The sequence below is a fragment of the Hyphomonas sp. genome (assembly GCF_041398465.1).
In the GTDB taxonomy this organism is placed as follows: Bacteria; Pseudomonadota; Alphaproteobacteria; order Caulobacterales; family Hyphomonadaceae; genus Hyphomonas.
Window position 1 is genome coordinate 367,280 of the sequence record NZ_JAWKUS010000002.1, and the last position, 15,233, is coordinate 382,512.

Genomic DNA, 15,233 nt, shown 5'->3' on the forward strand with positions numbered 1-15,233 from the left:
ATGGCCACACCGTTCGACCCCCGCAAATTCCGCTATGCGCATCGCGGCCTGTGGTCGGTGAACGGTCCGCCTGAGAACTCGCTGGAGGCCTTCCGGTGTGCTCGCGCTGCCGGGCTGGGCATTGAATTTGATGTCCGTCCGGCGCGTGATGGCACGCCAGTGGTTTTCCACGACGACACGCTCGACCGGATGACAAAACGCGCCGGCAAGACGGAGGACCTGAATACAAAAGAGCTTGGCAGGTTGTCGCTTGCCGGAACGTCGGAACATCTTCCAACGTTCATCGAACTCCTGCGAATCTGGCCCTACCAACTGCCATTGCTGACCGAGCTGAAAATCGACGGAAAGACCGATCCGGAGGCATTCGCCCGCCGGGTCGGAGACCGTTTAGCGCATTGGAAAGGCTTCGCGGCGGCGATGAGCTTTTCCGAAATGGCGGTGCGCGCCCTGCCAATGGGATTAATGCGCGGCCAGCTGATCGGTTCGACCTCCAAGGTTGGTGAAGAAGCATTCGATGCTGTGCTCGAGCGGGCGATCGCCGACAGGATCGATTATCTTGCTGTCCACACATCCGACATCGAGCGCGCCGCGCTGAAATCCCAGGGCAGCAATTTACCCATCGTTGTCTGGACGGTCCGCAGCGATGACGAACTCGACCGCTGCAGGGAGCACAAAGCCGCTGCGATTTTCGAACATATGGACCCGGAACTAGTCTCGCAGCGCCTCAGCACCTAGATTGAAGCCATGGACGAAACGAACTTCCGCATCGACATCGTCACAGGGCTCGCGGACGTCGACCCGGACGAGTGGAATGCCGTTGCCAATCCGCCCGGTCTCCGCCGCGATCCGTTCCTGAGCTGGGAATTTCTGGAGGCGCTTGAAAGCTCAGGCGCTGCAACCCCTGAAACCGGATGGATCCCACGCCATATTCTCGTGAGAGATGCGAACGATGTATTGCGCGGTGCCATGCCACTCTATGGCAAGACCCACTCGCGCGGAGAGTTCGTGTTCGATCACTCCTGGGCCGATGCCTTCGAGCGCGCAGGCGGGGCCTACTACCCGAAACTCCTGAGCGCTGTGCCTTTCACGCCCGTGACCGGCCGCCGGCGTCTCGCCGCGCCGGGGCCGGATGAAGCCAAGATCAAATCTCTGCTGCTGAATGCTGCCGTCAGCTTTGCTGAGCAAAACAAGCTCTCGTCCGTTCACATAAATTTTCTCGAAGAGGACGACGCCCAGTCCCTCATGCTCAACGGCATGCTTTGCCGGACAGACCAGCAGTTCCACTGGTTCAATCAGGACTATGAAAGCTTCGACGATTTCCTGGCGGAACTGTCCTCATCCAAAAGAAAGAACCTGCGGAAGGAACGTGCGAAGGCGCAGGAAGGGCTCGATTTCGTGCATGTGCGCGGAGACGACATCACCGAAGACCATCTCGACCGGTTCTTTGAATTCTACATGGACACGGGCAACCGGAAATGGGGCTCGCCTTACCTGACCCGGAAGACCTTCTCGATCCTGCGGGAGCGGATGGCGGACGACATGCTGTTCGTGTTTGCGATGGAGGATGGCGAGCCGATTGCGGGCGCGTTGAACATGATCGGGTCGGATACGTTGTATGGCCGCTATTGGGGGACGATCGATCCGCGCCCGATGCTACACTTCGAAACCTGCTACTATCAGGCCATCGATTACGCCATCGCGCACGGCCTGCGCGTGGTCGAGGCAGGCGCGCAAGGCGGGCACAAGCTTGCCCGCGGATATGTCCCGGTACTGACTTACTCCGCCCACTGGATTGCACACCCCGGCCTACGGGACGCGGTGGCGGACTACCTGGAACGCGAACGCGCCGCTGTCGAGCACGATCTGGACTACCTGAATGAGCGAACGCCGTTTAAGAAGGGCGAGTAGCCCCCCTTCACTTTGAGCAAATCCCCAGAAACGAAGAAGTAACGATGACCCTTCACGACACTTACGACCCCAATAATATTTTCGCGAAAATTGTTCGCGGTGAAATGCCCAGCATCAAGGTGTATGAGGATGACGTGGCCCTCGCCTTCATGGATGTCTTTCCGCAAAGCGAAGGGCACACACTGGTCATTCCGAAACTGGTCGAAGCCCGGAACTTCCTCGATATGCCGTCAGATTATCTCGGCCAGTATATGCTGAAGGTGCAGAAAGTGACCCGCGCTGTCGAGAAGGCCCTGACGCCGGACGGCCTGATGGTCAGCCAGTTCAACGGCGCGCCTGCCGGGCAGACCGTCTACCACCTGCACTTCCACATCATCCCGCGCTGGGAAGGCAAGCTGCTCGGCCGCCATGCCGAAGGCGGCATGGCGAAACCGGAAGAATTGGAACCGATTGCAGAAAAGATCCGCGCCGCGTTTTGAAGTCTACAGACCGAGCTTTGCTTTCAGGATATCGTTGACGGCTTTCGGGTTGGCCTTGCCGCCCGAAGCCTTCATCACCTGACCGACGAACCAACCCATGGTCTTCGGTTTTTCCTTCACCTGAGCCACCTGCTCCGGGTTGGCGGCGATGATCTCGTCGACAACCTTCTCGATGGCACCCGTGTCCGTCACCTGCTTCAGGCCATGCTTCTCGACGATGTCCGCCGGCTTGCCTTCACCGGCAATCATCCGCCCAAAGACGTCCTTTGCGATCTTGCCGCTGATCGTGTCATTCGAGATGAGCTCGATCAGGCCGCCAAGATCGGCCGCTGAAACCGGGCTGTCTGCCAGTTCCAGGCCTTCCTTGTTGAGATATCCGAACAGTTCCTGCGTCACCCAGTTAGCGGCGAGCTTCGCATCGCGTCCCTTGGCAACTTCCTCAAAGAAGGCAGCCTTGTCTGCTTCCGCTGTCAGGACGCCGGCATCGTAGCGGGTCAGGCCGTAGTCCGCCTCGAAACGCGCACGCTTTTCATCTGGCAGTTCCGGCAGGGTCGACCGGATTTCCTCGATCCATGCTTCTTCGACTTCCAGTGGCAGCAGGTCCGGATCCGGGAAATAGCGGTAATCGTGCGCATCTTCCTTGGAACGCATGGACCGGGTCTCGCCCTTGTTCGGATCGAACAGGCGGGTTTCCTGATCTACTTTGCCGCCGGCTTCGATGATCTCGATCTGGCGGCGGGCTTCATACTCGATCGCCTGCTGGATAAAGCGGAACGAGTTCATGTTCTTGATTTCGCAGCGCGTGCCAAGATGGCCGAAGTCACCCGTTTCGCGGTATTTCTCGTACTGCCCGGGCCGGCAGACGGAAACGTTCACGTCGGCGCGGAGGTTGCCCTTCTCCATGTCGCCGTCGCAGGTGCCGAGCGCGATCACGATGGCCCGCAGCTTCTTCACATAGGCAGCTGCCTCAGCAGGCGTACGGACATCCGGGCGCGAGACGATTTCCATCAGCGCCACGCCGGACCGGTTCAGATCCACATAGGTGGAATTCGGGTCCATGTCGTGGATGGATTTGCCGGCATCCTGCTCCAGGTGCAGGCGCTCGATCCGGCATGGGAACGTGTAGGCTTCGCCACCATGGGCAGGCTCCACATCCACTTCGATTTCGCCTTCGCCGACGATCGGGTGCGCAAACTGGCTGATCTGATAGCCCTGCGGCAGGTCAGGATAGAAATAGTTCTTCCGGTCGAACCGGCTGTAGTGGTTGATCTCAGCCTTGAGACCGAGCCCCGTCCGGATCGCCTGCTCGACGCAGAATTCGTTGATGACAGGCAGCATGCCGGGCATCGCCGCATCGACGAGCGAGACATTGCAGTTCGGGTCAGCACCAAATGCCGTCGCAGCGCCGGAAAACAGCTTCGCATTGGAGGAAACCTGAGCGTGGACTTCGAGGCCCATCACCAGTTCCCAGTCACCTGTGTCGCCCTTGATTGTGTATGGGGTGCGTACAGACATGCTTTCCTCGATTGTTCGCGGCAGAATCCGGTCCTTTTAGCCCCCCGCAGACGGACCTGTCGAGCCGTGCTGACACTGTACAAACCAATGAAATATCCGGTTTCGTGGACATCCCTAAAACTAAGGGGTTTTCCTTAGCCGCAATGTGCGTCAAATTTGCACCACTGCTTCGGGAGGAAGCGAGAAGGGGAAATAAAAATAATGCTCTTCAAGATGATCATTGACGGCGCCAGCGAAGACGAGCGTCACATTGCGCAGGGTTTTCTGCGCCACATCATTGCCGGGTTCGCGATTGGCCTGATTTTCGGTGGCACCATGTTTGGCGCCCTTTTCCTGACGCTCGGCAATCTGGACATGAACATTCCGATCCTGTTCATCCTAGCCATGCTGCTACAGTTCGGCCCGATTGGCGGCCTGATTGGCGCAGGTATCCACGTGACCCGCATTGCGGATCGTGGCGAAAAACCGGCTGATGAAGATGAAGGACCACGCGGCGGCACGAAGGCGCCCGTTGTCACCGCCAAGGATCAGGCCACTTCAGGCCGCAGGAAACCACCTAAAGCTTCCCCTGTTCCTTCGCTTGCCTGACACGTTCTGCCCGGGCGGCCATCCGGTCCTTGATCGGGGCAGCCTGGGAGACACGCGTTGCCGGAGCCTCATCATCATCGGACTCTAGCTCAGCGGCCGGTTCAGGCTCTGCTTCCAGCTTCCCCTCAGCGACCAGCTTTTTGCGGCGTGCCGCGACGCGTGCAGCTCTAGCCGATTGGGCAGGTGAAACTTTCGGCTTCAGGAAGCTACGCCCCTCGCCCACAGATGCATCCTGCCTCCGCTCACGGCGTTTGAGCACGCCGTCGATACGCCATGCGACGTAGGCAGCGACGGCCACAGCCGCCAGCCATAGCGGGGTGGACTTGGAATCCATCAGGCTGAAATCAGCCTGCATAGTCGCAGTCGCAATCATCCCGACCGAGATGACCAGCATGATGCCAAACAGTACAAGAAAGCGGTTCATGGCCCGAAGCCTACCACCACTTCTCCGGTCTGGCCACGAAACCAGCTGCGCGTTCAAGTTCACCGCCAACGCGGAAACAGGCAGATTCGTCCAGAGCCTTGCCGATCACCTGCAGGCCCAGCGGCAGGCCGTCGGAAGACAGGCCCGCAGGCACGGAGATGCCCGGCAAGCCAGCGAGGTTCGTCGTCACCGTGAACACGTCGTTGAGGTACATCTCGACCGGATCGCCGCTCTTTTCCCCGAACGCGAAAGCCGGCGACGGACAGGTCGGCGTCACGATCGCATCGCAGCTTTCAAACGCATCGACAAAGTCGTTCAGGATCTTGGTACGTACCTTCTGAGCACGCAGGTAATAGGCGTCGTAGTACCCGGACGAGAGCACGTAGGTACCGATCATTAGGCGACGTTGCACTTCACGGCCGAAACCTCCGGCGCGCGTGGCTTCATAGGTCTGGGTCAGATTGTTGCCATCCACACGGGCGCCGTAACGCATGCCGTCATACCGCGCGAGGTTCGATGAGGCTTCGGCGGGCGCCACGATGTAATAGGCAGGAAGAGCGTATTTCGTGTGAGGTAAAGTGATGTCGACAATCTCGGCGCCGGCAGCTTTCAGCCATTCGATGCCCTTGTTCCAGAGCGCATCGATTTCTTCAGACATGCCGTCCATCCGGTATTCCTTCGGAATGCCGATACGCATGCCCTTTACGCCTTTGGAAACGTCCGTGCGCCAATCCGGCTGATCGACTTGAAGCGAAGTCGAATCCTTCGGATCATGGCTGCACATGACGTCCAGCAGGATCGCAGAGTCCTCGACCGTCTTTGCAATCGGGCCTGCTTGATCCAGCGACGATGCGAAGGCCACCATGCCCCAGCGGCTTGCGCGGCCATAGGTTGGCTTGATGCCGACTGTACCGGTGAAGGCGGCAGGCTGGCGGATGGAACCGCCTGTGTCGGACGCTGTCGCTGCGAGGCAAAGGTCGCCTGAGACAGCTGCCGCGGATCCACCGGACGAACCGCCCGGTGTCAGACCGGCATTGTCGCCCTTACGGCGCCACGGGTTGATCGGCGGTCCGAACCGGGATGTCTCATTGGAAGAGCCCATGGCGAACTCGTCCATGTTGAGCTTGCCCAGCATGACAGCACCCTCGTCCCACAGATTCTGGGTTACGGTGGACTCATAAGTCGGGGTGAATTCGCCGAGGATGTTGCTGCAGGCCGTCGTGCGGACGCCCTTGGTGCAGTAGAGATCCTTCACGCCGATGGGTGCGCCTTCGAGCTTGCCACCCTCACCGCTTGAAAGGCGCGCATCGGCCTTGTCCGCCATTTCCAGCGCCTTTTCCGGCGTCTCGACAACATAGGCATTGATGATGCGCGAGGCCTCGATGGCCTGGATGAAGTCCTGCGTGATCTCCCGGGACGAGAATTTCTTCGCCTTCAGGCCGTCCAGGGCGTCTGCAAGGGTCAGCTTCGTCAATTCGGTCATCGTAGCGGGTCTCCGGCAATTCTGCCCGCCTGCTATGACGGCTTGGGCTGAAAGTTCAAGTCTCTGTGAGAGTGCTTGTCAGGCAGATATCAGTTCGTCACACCATTGTGAGACTGGATTTGACCAGAAGGAGATTGCCATGCGCCTTAGTCTCACCTTTGCCTCCGCGATGCTTGTCCTCGCCGGTTGCGCCTCCACTGACGGTGCGGAGCGAAAGCCAACCGGCATTGAGAAATATGCCGATGACCCCCGCTTGGGTGAAGAAGTCGACCGGATTTGCTTCGCAAACAATATAGACAGCTTTGGGAACAACACCCGGGATACGTTCACCGTCAGGGAAGGACGCGACCACTACCTGATCGAAGTCTTCGGCACCTGCACACCGCTGGAACATGCCGTGACGATGCGGATCGGGGCGTCGACAGGCTGTCTGACCAATGGTGACAGCGTAATCGTGTCTGATTCCCTGACAATTCGCCGGGACCAGCCCTTCAGCACTGCCCGCTGTGTGGTAAAATCCATGCACAAATGGGATCCCAAGGCAGAAAAAGCTGATGACACAACCGACACTGACTCAGCAGAATCTGACGCGCCTCCAGAAGAATCCTGATTGATTACGGAGACTTCGCCACCGAAGCGGTGTGAGCCCTACTCGACCGACTTTGGCACAACGAAGAAGCCATCTTCGGTGCGTGGAGCGTTGGCCAGGATCTGGTCCGGAATGTTGCCGTCGGTCACCACGTCTTCACGCATCGGCAGCGTCGTCTCAACCACGGAGGTTAGAGGTTCCACGTCGGAAATATCGACTTCGTTCAACTGATCGATCCAGCCGAGGATGCTGTTCAGCTCACCGGCCAGTTCGTCAAGGTGCGCCTCATCGACTGCGATCCGCGACAGGCGGGCAACCTTGCGAACATCGTCCTTGGTGACACTCATGGGAACTCTCCGGAATTGCTGCCGCCCGAATACGCCATAGGCAACGCCCCATCAAGGCGCTATGTGGGCAGCCCATGCCAGTCGTTGATGCCGCCGATTTCCCTGCTGCCGGACCTTTGCTCGGGCTCGACCCCGGGACGAAGACGATCGGCGTGGCCTCCTGCGATGCCCTGCGCATGATAGCCAGCCCTGTTGAGACCATTCCGAAAGGGCGGAAACTGGCGCCTGTTCTCGAGCGGCTTTTTCACTTGTATGATGACCGCTCTGCTGTTGGACTGGTGCTCGGCCTGCCGCTCAACATGGACGGCAGTGAAGGCCCGAGGGCCCAATCCGTCCGGGCACTGGCCTGGAACATCCTCAAGCATCGCGACGTGCCGATTCTTCTGCAGGATGAGCGCCTCTCAACCGCAGAGGCTGAATGGGCGATGCTGGAAGCTGATCTGTCCCGCAAAAAACGCGCGGAACGCATCGACGCCTCAGCGGCAGCCATCATCCTGAAATCGGCATTGGAACGTCTGGAGCGCGACACATGAGCGGCTTTCTCTATGCCCTGCTTCCGGTCATCGCGATCGTGACGCTTGGCCATGTGCTATCAGTCCGGAAATGGATTCCGACCGAAAGCTGGCGCGCGATTGAGCGGCTATCCTACGTCGTCCTGTTTCCAGCCCTGATCGTCAGGACGCTTGCAAACGCGCCATTTGAGACTGCGCCGTGGCGATTGGCCGGAGCGTTGATCCTGGCACAATTCGCCCTGGCAGGTGTCGGCCTACTGGGACGCTACCTTCCCGGTATGCCTCGCCCAGCTGTTGGGTCAGTCATCCAGTCGAATGTCCGCTGGAATACGATGATCGGCCTGTCGATTGGCAGCCTTCTGTTCGGTAAGGAAGGCCTCGCCCTCGTGACAATCGCCGCCGCCGCCATGATCCCGACAGCGAACGTCCTCTCGGTATACGCCCTGATCGCGCATGCCGACCGGCCTCACGGGCCTGCACCAAAGCCGTTGCTCGCCCTGGTCAAGAATCCGATTGTCATCGCCTGTGTTGCAGGCCTCGGCCTCGCCACCGCCAACATCGAGCTGCCGGAACTGCTGGACGACAGTCTCGGGATTCTAGGCGACGCAGCGCTGGCGCTCGGCCTTCTGTCCGCAGGAGCGGGTGTAGACCTCTCAGCTCTGCGCCGCGCCGGTCCTCGCACTTTCGGCTGGTCCCTGGTCAGGCTGGTCGGTCTTCCAGTTTTTGCGGTCGGATTCGGCATGGTGCTGGGCCTTTCAGGCATCCCACTGACCATTGCCGTGATCTGCGCAGCAACGCCGACGGCGACGTCGTCCTATATTCTGGCCCGCGAACTGGGCGGCGACGCACCGCTTGCGGCGAACCTAATCGCTGTGGAAACGGTCCTGGCAATGGTCACCATGCCCCTGCTCTACTTGGCCGTGATGCATCTTCCCGCTGCCTGAGGACTTGAAGCCCGGCAGAATCGGGCCTAAACCGCCAAAAATCGAAAGGGCCTCCATGACACGGGCGGCATATCACTACAGCTTCGATCATGAGCACTTGCTCAGTATTGAAGGGCTTTCTCCTCTCGATATCACCCATATTCTTGATCTCGCAGACAACTATGCCGAGGCCACGCGCGCCGGCATCCGTCCAGACCCCGTCCTGAAGGGCAAAGTGGTCGTGAACCTGTTCTTCGAGAACTCGACACGGACTATGAGCAGTTTCGAGATCGCCGCCCGCCGCCTGGGCGCCGACGTGATTTCCATGCCCGTAGCCGCCTCCAGCGTGAAGAAGGGTGAAACGCTGATCGACACGGCAATGACTCTGAACGCCATGAAGCCCGATGCGCTGATCGTGCGCCACTCCGCCTCCGGCGGGCCGAAGCTTCTGTCGCGCAAGGTCGACTGCGCCGTGATCAATGCCGGCGACGGCACGCACCAGCACCCGACACAGGGCCTGCTCGACACGCTGACCATCCGGCGCACCAAAGGCCGGATCGAAGGTCTGAAGGTCGTGATCTGCGGTGACATTGCCCACTCGCGTGTCGCTCGGTCCACCACGCAAGCGCTGCACCTGATGGGCGCAGAAGTTCACCTCTGTGCGCCGCGCACGCTGCTGCCCTCCGGCACAGACACCTGGGGCGCTGCCAGTGCGACCACCGACTTCGACAAGGCGCTGAAAGGCGCTGATATCGTCATGATGCTGCGCCTGCAGCTGGAACGGATGGACGGCGCCTTCCTCCCAAGCCGGAGGGAGTATTTCAGCTTTTTTGGCCTCACCAAGGAACGGCTCGCTCTCGCCAAGCCCGATGTCACTGTCATGCATCCCGGTCCAATGAACCGCGGTATCGAGATCGAGAGCGCGATTGCAGACGGGGAACAGTCTGTCATCACCGAACAAGTCGAAATGGGCGTCGCTGTGCGTGAGGCCGTGCTCCATCTTCTGGCGGGAGGCCGCGCATGAGCCTCAGCATCTACAATGCCCGCATTCTGGACCCGGCCAGCGGCCTCGACGAGACCGGTGCAGTCTTTATCGACCGCGGCAAGGTGAAGGAAATCTCCGCCGGCCAGACAACCGCGCATGCGGATGCCAAGGCCTCCATCGACGCAGGTGGCCTTTGCCTGGCCCCCGGCCTCGTCGATCTACGCGTAAAGACCGGTGAACCTGGCGTTGAGCAGAAAGAAACACTGGCCACGGCGTCGCGGTCGGCTGTGGCGGGCGGCATTACCAGCTTCGTCGTGATGCCGGACACCACGCCCGTGATCGACGACATGGCGCTGGTCCGTTTCATCACGGAACGAGCAAAGACGAGCGCCGCCGCCCGGATCTACCCGGCAGGTGCCCTGACGACCGGACTCAAAGGCGAAGCCATGGCCGAGATCGGCCTGATGGCCAATTCCGGCGCGGTTATCTTCACTAATGGCGATCTGCCCGTCGCCAATGCCTCGATTCTCAAGCGGGCGATGGCTTACGCAGCCAGCCTCGGCGCAACGATAATGTCGCGTCCGGACGAACGCGCGCTCTCTGGATCCGGCGTCATGAACGCCGGCGAACTTGCCGGACGCATGGGTCTTTCAGGCATTCCGATAGAAGCCGAATGGATCGGCGCCATGCGAGACACTGCGCTGGCCGAAGCGACCGGCTGCACACTGATCATGGACCAGGTCTCGACACCCCGAACCATCGAGATAGCGAACGCCGCCCGGGAACGCGGTGCAAAGGTGTTCACAACCGCTGCCGCCCACAGCTTCTTTTTCAATGAGCTGGATGTTGGCGACTACCTGACCTACTGCAAGGTCAATCCACCTTTCCGTGACGAGGCAACACGCCTCGGACTCATCGATGCCTTGAAGCGCGGTGAAATCGATGCCGTCGTCTCGGCGCACGATCCTCAGCCGCCGGAAGAGAAACGTCTTCCATTTGGCGAGGCGGCCTTTGGCGCGGCAGGACTGGAAACTGTGCTGCCCGCAATGCTCAGCCTGGTTCATGACGGCCCGCTCAGCCTGTTGGAAGCACTCGCGCCAGTGACTTGCCGCCCGGCGGACATGCTCGGACTTCCTCAAGGCCGTCTCGCGGCAAACGCTCCGGCCGACCTCGTCCTGTTCGATCCCGGCAAGCCGTGGCTATGCGAACGCGAATATTTGCGCTCCCGTTCGACCAACTCCCCCTTCGATGGCCGCCGGCTTCAAGGGCGGGTCCTTCGAACTTTCGTGGCTGGTGAAGAAGTCTTCACGCATGAAAGCATCGCCTGAGAAGGCTTGCCCGCGCGCAATTCCCTGCCTACCACTTAAACGTGTTTTCGGAGTCTGCGTATGGCCGCGTATCTCGCATTTCCAATTGCCGCGTTGATCGGTTACCTGGCCGGTTCGATCCCGTTTGGCCTGTTGCTGACCCGCGTAGCTGGTCTCGGTGATATTCGCGCGATCGGTTCCGGAAATATTGGCGCAACCAATGTCCTGCGGACTGGCCGAAAAGACCTGGCGCTGGCCACTTTGCTTCTGGACAGTCTTAAAGCTGGTCTCGTCGCGATGGGGTTTGGCGCTTTCGGCGGGCAGGAGATGGTGCTTGTCGCCGGAGCCTCTGCGTTCGTCGGGCATTGCTTCCCGATCTGGTTGGGCTTCAAAGGCGGCAAAGGTATTGCGACCTTTGCTGGCTTGTTGCCGTTCGTCTCGCTCCCCGCCTTCTATGTGGCTGCACCGGTCTGGTTTGGCATCTTCGCGATCACGCGCATTTCGTCTCTGGCAGCACTCACCGCTGCGGTTCTCGTCGCCCCGGGTGCGTGGGCGGTGGAGGAACTCCTGCACCGGCCGCACAACTGGTTCATCCTCTGCGGGCTTGCGGCCCTGTCCGCTTTCGTCTTTTGGACCCATAGAGCGAATCTAGGCCGCCTGCTGAAAGGTACGGAACCGCGGTTCGGTAGCTCTAAATCGAAACCCGACGCATGATGTCTGACGGCGAACGGCTGGACTGGATCCGCCTTGCCAGAACGCACGGCATTGGTCCCGTGAGCTTCTTTCAATTGATCCGCCGGTTCGGAACGGCAAGCGCCGCTCTGGCAGCTCTGCCGGAGTTATCGGGCCGTTCGCGCAAGGCTCGACCACTTCAGCCGCCTTCCGTCGAAGATATCGAGCAGGAACTAAAAGCAGCACAACGCTACGGCGCCAGAATTGTCCTGAGTTCGGAACCGGATTACCCGCCCCTCCTGAGGAACCTGGAGCCACCACCGCCAGTTTTGACCCTTCTCGGCGATGCAAGCCTCGCAGCACGCCCGACAGTCGCTCTGGTGGGAGCTCGCAACGCCTCGGCTGCCGGACGCAAGATTGCGCGGGATATGGCAGCAGACCTGGGCCGAAATGGCTTTTCCATCGTTTCCGGACTAGCCCTCGGAATCGATGGGGAAGCTCACGCAGCCAGCCTCGAAACCGGCACAGTCGCCGTGTTAGGAGGCGCGATTGATCATGTTTATCCCCCACAGCACCAAAGGCTCTATGCTGAAATTGCTGCCTCCGGCCTCATCGTGTCAGAAAGTCCCTTCGGATACCGGGCCAAAGCACAGGATTTCCCCCGCCGCAACCGCATCATCACCGGCATGTCCATGGGGGTCGTCGTCGTCGAAGCTGCTGAACGGTCCGGATCACTGATTTCGGCGCGCGTGGCCGGTGAACAGGGTCGTGAGGTAATGGCGGTACCGGGTTCACCGCTCGATCCCAGAGCTGCCGGTACCAATAGCTTGTTACACCAGGGGGCAACGCTGGTCCGCCACGCTGATGATGTCCTCGACATTCTGGCAACACTCGACCGGCGAGGTGTTGCAGCGCCACCCCCACGGCCATTCGAGTACGACCCGGATGCTGGAGAACCGAGCGAATCGGAACTCCAGCGGGTCACAGAAGCGCTTTCTCCGCATCCCATGCCAATTGATGAAATCGCCCGTGCCAGTGGCCTGCCTGCCGCACGATGCGCCGCTATTCTTCTCGAACTGGAACTCTCCGGAGAAGCCCAGACTCTGCCGGGTGGGCTGGCTGCAAAGGCTTTTTGAACCCTGCGCCAGCTGTGGCCATGCTGCACCGGATCGTGGCTGAAAAAACGCTGATGCGCGCTCGGTGGCTGGACGATGCTGAGGACAGCCTCTAAGCCTCAGAAACCGAGACAGAATTCCGTATTGCTTAGCCGGCACAGCCGGGAACAAAACCGAGGTAGCCTGATTTGGCCAATTGGTATCACTACGCTGCAGCCTTGGTGCTGGCCGCCGCGCCGAATTTCGGAGCGATGGCTGAGGAGAGCACAATCGCTCCTGATACCGCCACGACATCCGAGCAAGTGGTCCTGGAAGCCGACTATGTCTACGAACTGCGAGATGAGAACTCGATCGTTGCCGAGGGCAATGTCGAAGCCTTGTATGATGGACGGATTCTTCGGGCAGACCGGCTGATCTACAACCGTACGACAGAGCGTGTTCGGGCCACCGGGAATGTTGTCATCATTGAACAGGACGGCACACAGCAATTCTCCGACGAAGTCGAAGTCGGCTCCAACCTGTCAGACGGATATGCTATCGGCTACTCTGCGCGACTACCGGATGGCTCCACAATCGTTGCAAATTCAGCGATCCGCCAGCCAGATGGCATAAACGCGATGGATCAGGTCATATATACGGCCTGCCCAATCTGCGAAGCTAAAGGCCAGACGCCGACCTGGTCACTGCGGGCGAGGCGCGCAGTTCTCGACCAGGAAACGCAAATGATTTCCTATCGGGACGCCGTGCTCGAAGTCATGGGCATTCCGGTCTTCTATTTCCCCTACCTGGCCCACCCGGACCCAACTTCCGAACGCCGGTCGGGCCTGATGATCCCATCGGCAGGCTTTTCGTCCAAGCTCGGCGCGTTCTACCAACAACCCTATTATTGGGCGATTTCAGATTATTCGGACCTGACCATAGCGCCGATGATCACCGAAAACGTCAATCCGATGCTGGAGCTCGATTACCGGAAACGGTTCTATTCCGGCGCTATCAAACTCAATACCAGCCTGACCCGTGAAAAGGACTTCGATAGCGACGGCGTGAAATTCGGCGAAGAGAAGTGGCGCGGGCACCTCTACGGAAGCGGTCGTTTCGCTGTTACCAGCCAATGGCAATGGGGTTTCGGCGTCGAAACCCAGACCGACGACCTTTACGATCGCCGCTACGACCTTGATGGGCAAGGTGACAAGCGCGGCATCTATCTGAGTCAACCGCGGCGTCTTCTGTCCCAGCTTTATGCGGTCGGACAGGGAGATTCCTACTATACCGACGTTTCCCTCATCTCGATCCAGGGCCTTCGCGAGGGCGATGCGGATGGCAGCCTGCCGACCGTGACACCGCTGATGTTCAGCGAAAAATACTGGGATCTCGGCGACTACGGATTTGCCAGCGTGAATGCTTCGACCGCTATCCTTCGTCGCGATGTGGGCTCTGACAGCCAGCGTGTGAGCGTCGGCACGGATTGGTCGGCCTACAAGATCTTGCCAGGCGGCTTTACTTTCGAACCGTTCGCAGAGTTGCGTGGTGATTACTACGAACTCGACAAGAATACCGCAGGCGAGGACAGTGCCTCCCGCCTGGTCGGGAATGCCGGAACCCGTATCGCCTACCCGATGATCCGTCCGGGCAAGACCGTCGATATCATGCTGGAACCGGAAGTCATGGCGGCGTGGGGCACCTCAAACTCGAACGACCCGATTATTCCCAACGAAGACGCCTTGCTGTTCGAAATGGACGAAACAGTCCTGTTCGATGCGAACAGCGTCGCCGGATACGACCTCTACGAAGGTGATGGAAAAATCTCGGCCGGCCTGACCGCGAGAGCAGTTTGGAAAGACGGTCCAGAGCTTTCAGCCACATTTGGCCGCAGATGGCGGTCCCGGTCGGACGAGGCGTTCAACAATGTCTCCAATCTGGATGGAACAGCATCTGACTGGATGCTTGCAACAACTGCAGATTTCGGAAAGTTGCTGCGCGTCGATACGCGCGTGCGCCTGGACGATGACGGCATGCAGCTGAACCGGATCGATACTCGTATCACGACGCAGACGAAACGTTGGCGTGCCTCCGCACAGTACTACAAACTAAGCGAGCGATTGAACCCGATCGGCAGCGGTGAAGATGAAGGCGTCTTCCTGATGGGCGAATTCCGAGTGACTGACCGGTACTCGATTGTGTTTAACCAGCTGCGGGACATCTCCGACAATCGGAACGCAAGACGGGATTTCGGAATCGCCTACGAAGATGAATGTTCGCGCCTGGAACTCGTCTACAGCCGGACCGAGTTGCAGGACCGTACGCAGGGACCTTCGGAAAACATCCAGATCCGGTTTTCGCTCAAGACACTCGGCGAGTTCGGATCGAGTGAGTTCGATTGATTCGC

General features: G+C 59.7%; 16 protein-coding genes. 12 read left to right on the top strand and 4 right to left on the bottom strand.

Features of this window, described 5'->3' with window-relative positions; all coding sequences use genetic code 11:
* The 3 genes from R3C98_RS08370 to R3C98_RS08380 are packed head-to-tail and all read left to right on the top strand — an operon-like array spanning position 1 to position 2,387.
* A complete protein-coding gene (locus tag R3C98_RS08370; RefSeq protein WP_371313658.1) occupies positions 1-735 on the top strand; it encodes a glycerophosphodiester phosphodiesterase family protein in 735 nt (244 codons plus the stop codon).
* A gap of 9 nt (positions 736-744) precedes the next feature.
* Positions 745-1,908, top strand: a complete 1,164-nt coding sequence (locus R3C98_RS08375; RefSeq protein WP_371313659.1) for a GNAT family N-acetyltransferase — start codon at positions 745-747, stop codon at positions 1,906-1,908.
* Positions 1,909-1,952: 44 nt separating this feature from the next.
* On the top strand, positions 1,953-2,387 hold the full coding sequence (locus R3C98_RS08380; protein ID WP_371313660.1) for an HIT family protein: 435 nt from the start codon (positions 1,953-1,955) through the stop codon (positions 2,385-2,387).
* A gap of 3 nt (positions 2,388-2,390) precedes the next feature.
* On the opposite strand, the gene gatB is transcribed toward R3C98_RS08380, so the two are convergent.
* Entirely contained in the window at positions 2,391-3,902 is a 1,512-nt protein-coding gene (gene gatB, locus R3C98_RS08385; RefSeq protein WP_371313661.1) for an Asp-tRNA(Asn)/Glu-tRNA(Gln) amidotransferase subunit GatB, read from the bottom strand.
* Between the two features lie 201 nt (positions 3,903-4,103).
* On the opposite strand from gatB, the gene R3C98_RS08390 reads away from it, so the two are divergent.
* Complete coding sequence (locus R3C98_RS08390) at positions 4,104-4,490, top strand: hypothetical protein (protein ID WP_371313662.1); 387 nt, start codon at positions 4,104-4,106, stop codon at positions 4,488-4,490.
* On the opposite strand, the gene R3C98_RS08395 is transcribed toward R3C98_RS08390, so the two are convergent.
* Both R3C98_RS08395 and gatA read right to left on the bottom strand, forming a co-directional pair.
* Positions 4,459-4,914 carry a hypothetical protein gene (locus R3C98_RS08395; RefSeq protein WP_371313663.1) on the bottom strand — a complete coding sequence of 152 codons (456 nt, stop codon included), beginning with the start codon at positions 4,912-4,914 and terminating at the stop codon, positions 4,459-4,461. The genes R3C98_RS08390 and R3C98_RS08395 overlap by 32 nt on opposite strands.
* Positions 4,915-4,924: 10 nt before the next feature.
* A complete protein-coding gene (gatA, locus tag R3C98_RS08400; RefSeq protein ID WP_371313664.1) occupies positions 4,925-6,397 on the bottom strand; it encodes an Asp-tRNA(Asn)/Glu-tRNA(Gln) amidotransferase subunit GatA in 1,473 nt (490 codons plus the stop codon).
* 139 nt (positions 6,398-6,536) lie between these two features.
* Here gatA and R3C98_RS08405 point away from each other — a divergent pair, with 139 nt between their 5' ends.
* Positions 6,537-7,007, top strand: a complete 471-nt coding sequence (locus R3C98_RS08405) for a DUF6491 family protein (protein WP_371313665.1) — start codon at positions 6,537-6,539, stop codon at positions 7,005-7,007.
* Between the two features lie 38 nt (positions 7,008-7,045).
* Here R3C98_RS08405 and gatC read toward each other — a convergent pair whose 3' ends face one another.
* On the bottom strand, positions 7,046-7,333 hold the full coding sequence (gene gatC / locus R3C98_RS08410; protein WP_371313666.1) for an Asp-tRNA(Asn)/Glu-tRNA(Gln) amidotransferase subunit GatC: 288 nt from the start codon (positions 7,331-7,333) through the stop codon (positions 7,046-7,048).
* A 74-nt stretch (positions 7,334-7,407) separates the two neighbouring features.
* Here gatC and ruvX point away from each other — a divergent pair, with 74 nt between their 5' ends.
* From ruvX to R3C98_RS08445, 7 genes are all read left to right on the top strand, one after another.
* Entirely contained in the window at positions 7,408-7,866 is a 459-nt protein-coding gene (ruvX, locus tag R3C98_RS08415; protein ID WP_371313667.1) for a Holliday junction resolvase RuvX, read from the top strand.
* A complete protein-coding gene (locus R3C98_RS08420) occupies positions 7,863-8,789 on the top strand; it encodes an AEC family transporter (RefSeq protein ID WP_371313668.1) in 927 nt (308 codons plus the stop codon). The genes ruvX and R3C98_RS08420 overlap by 4 nt, the downstream gene beginning before the upstream one ends.
* Positions 8,790-8,844: 55 nt before the next feature.
* On the top strand, positions 8,845-9,792 hold the full coding sequence (locus R3C98_RS08425) for an aspartate carbamoyltransferase catalytic subunit (RefSeq protein WP_371313669.1): 948 nt from the start codon (positions 8,845-8,847) through the stop codon (positions 9,790-9,792).
* Positions 9,789-11,081, top strand: coding sequence for an amidohydrolase family protein (locus tag R3C98_RS08430; protein ID WP_371313670.1), 1,293 nt, complete (start codon positions 9,789-9,791; stop codon positions 11,079-11,081). The genes R3C98_RS08425 and R3C98_RS08430 overlap by 4 nt, the downstream gene beginning before the upstream one ends.
* Positions 11,082-11,141: 60 nt before the next feature.
* Positions 11,142-11,774 (top strand): glycerol-3-phosphate 1-O-acyltransferase PlsY, encoded by a 633-nt coding sequence (plsY, locus tag R3C98_RS08435; RefSeq protein ID WP_371313671.1) that lies wholly within the window; start codon positions 11,142-11,144, stop codon positions 11,772-11,774.
* Positions 11,771-12,868: a DNA-processing protein DprA gene (gene dprA / locus R3C98_RS08440; protein WP_371313672.1), complete on the top strand. Its 1,098-nt coding sequence runs from the start codon at positions 11,771-11,773 to the stop codon at positions 12,866-12,868. The genes plsY and dprA overlap by 4 nt, the downstream gene beginning before the upstream one ends.
* Positions 12,869-13,035: 167 nt before the next feature.
* On the top strand, positions 13,036-15,228 hold the full coding sequence (locus R3C98_RS08445) for an LPS-assembly protein LptD (RefSeq protein WP_371313673.1): 2,193 nt from the start codon (positions 13,036-13,038) through the stop codon (positions 15,226-15,228).
* Positions 15,229-15,233: the final 5 nt, after the last annotated feature.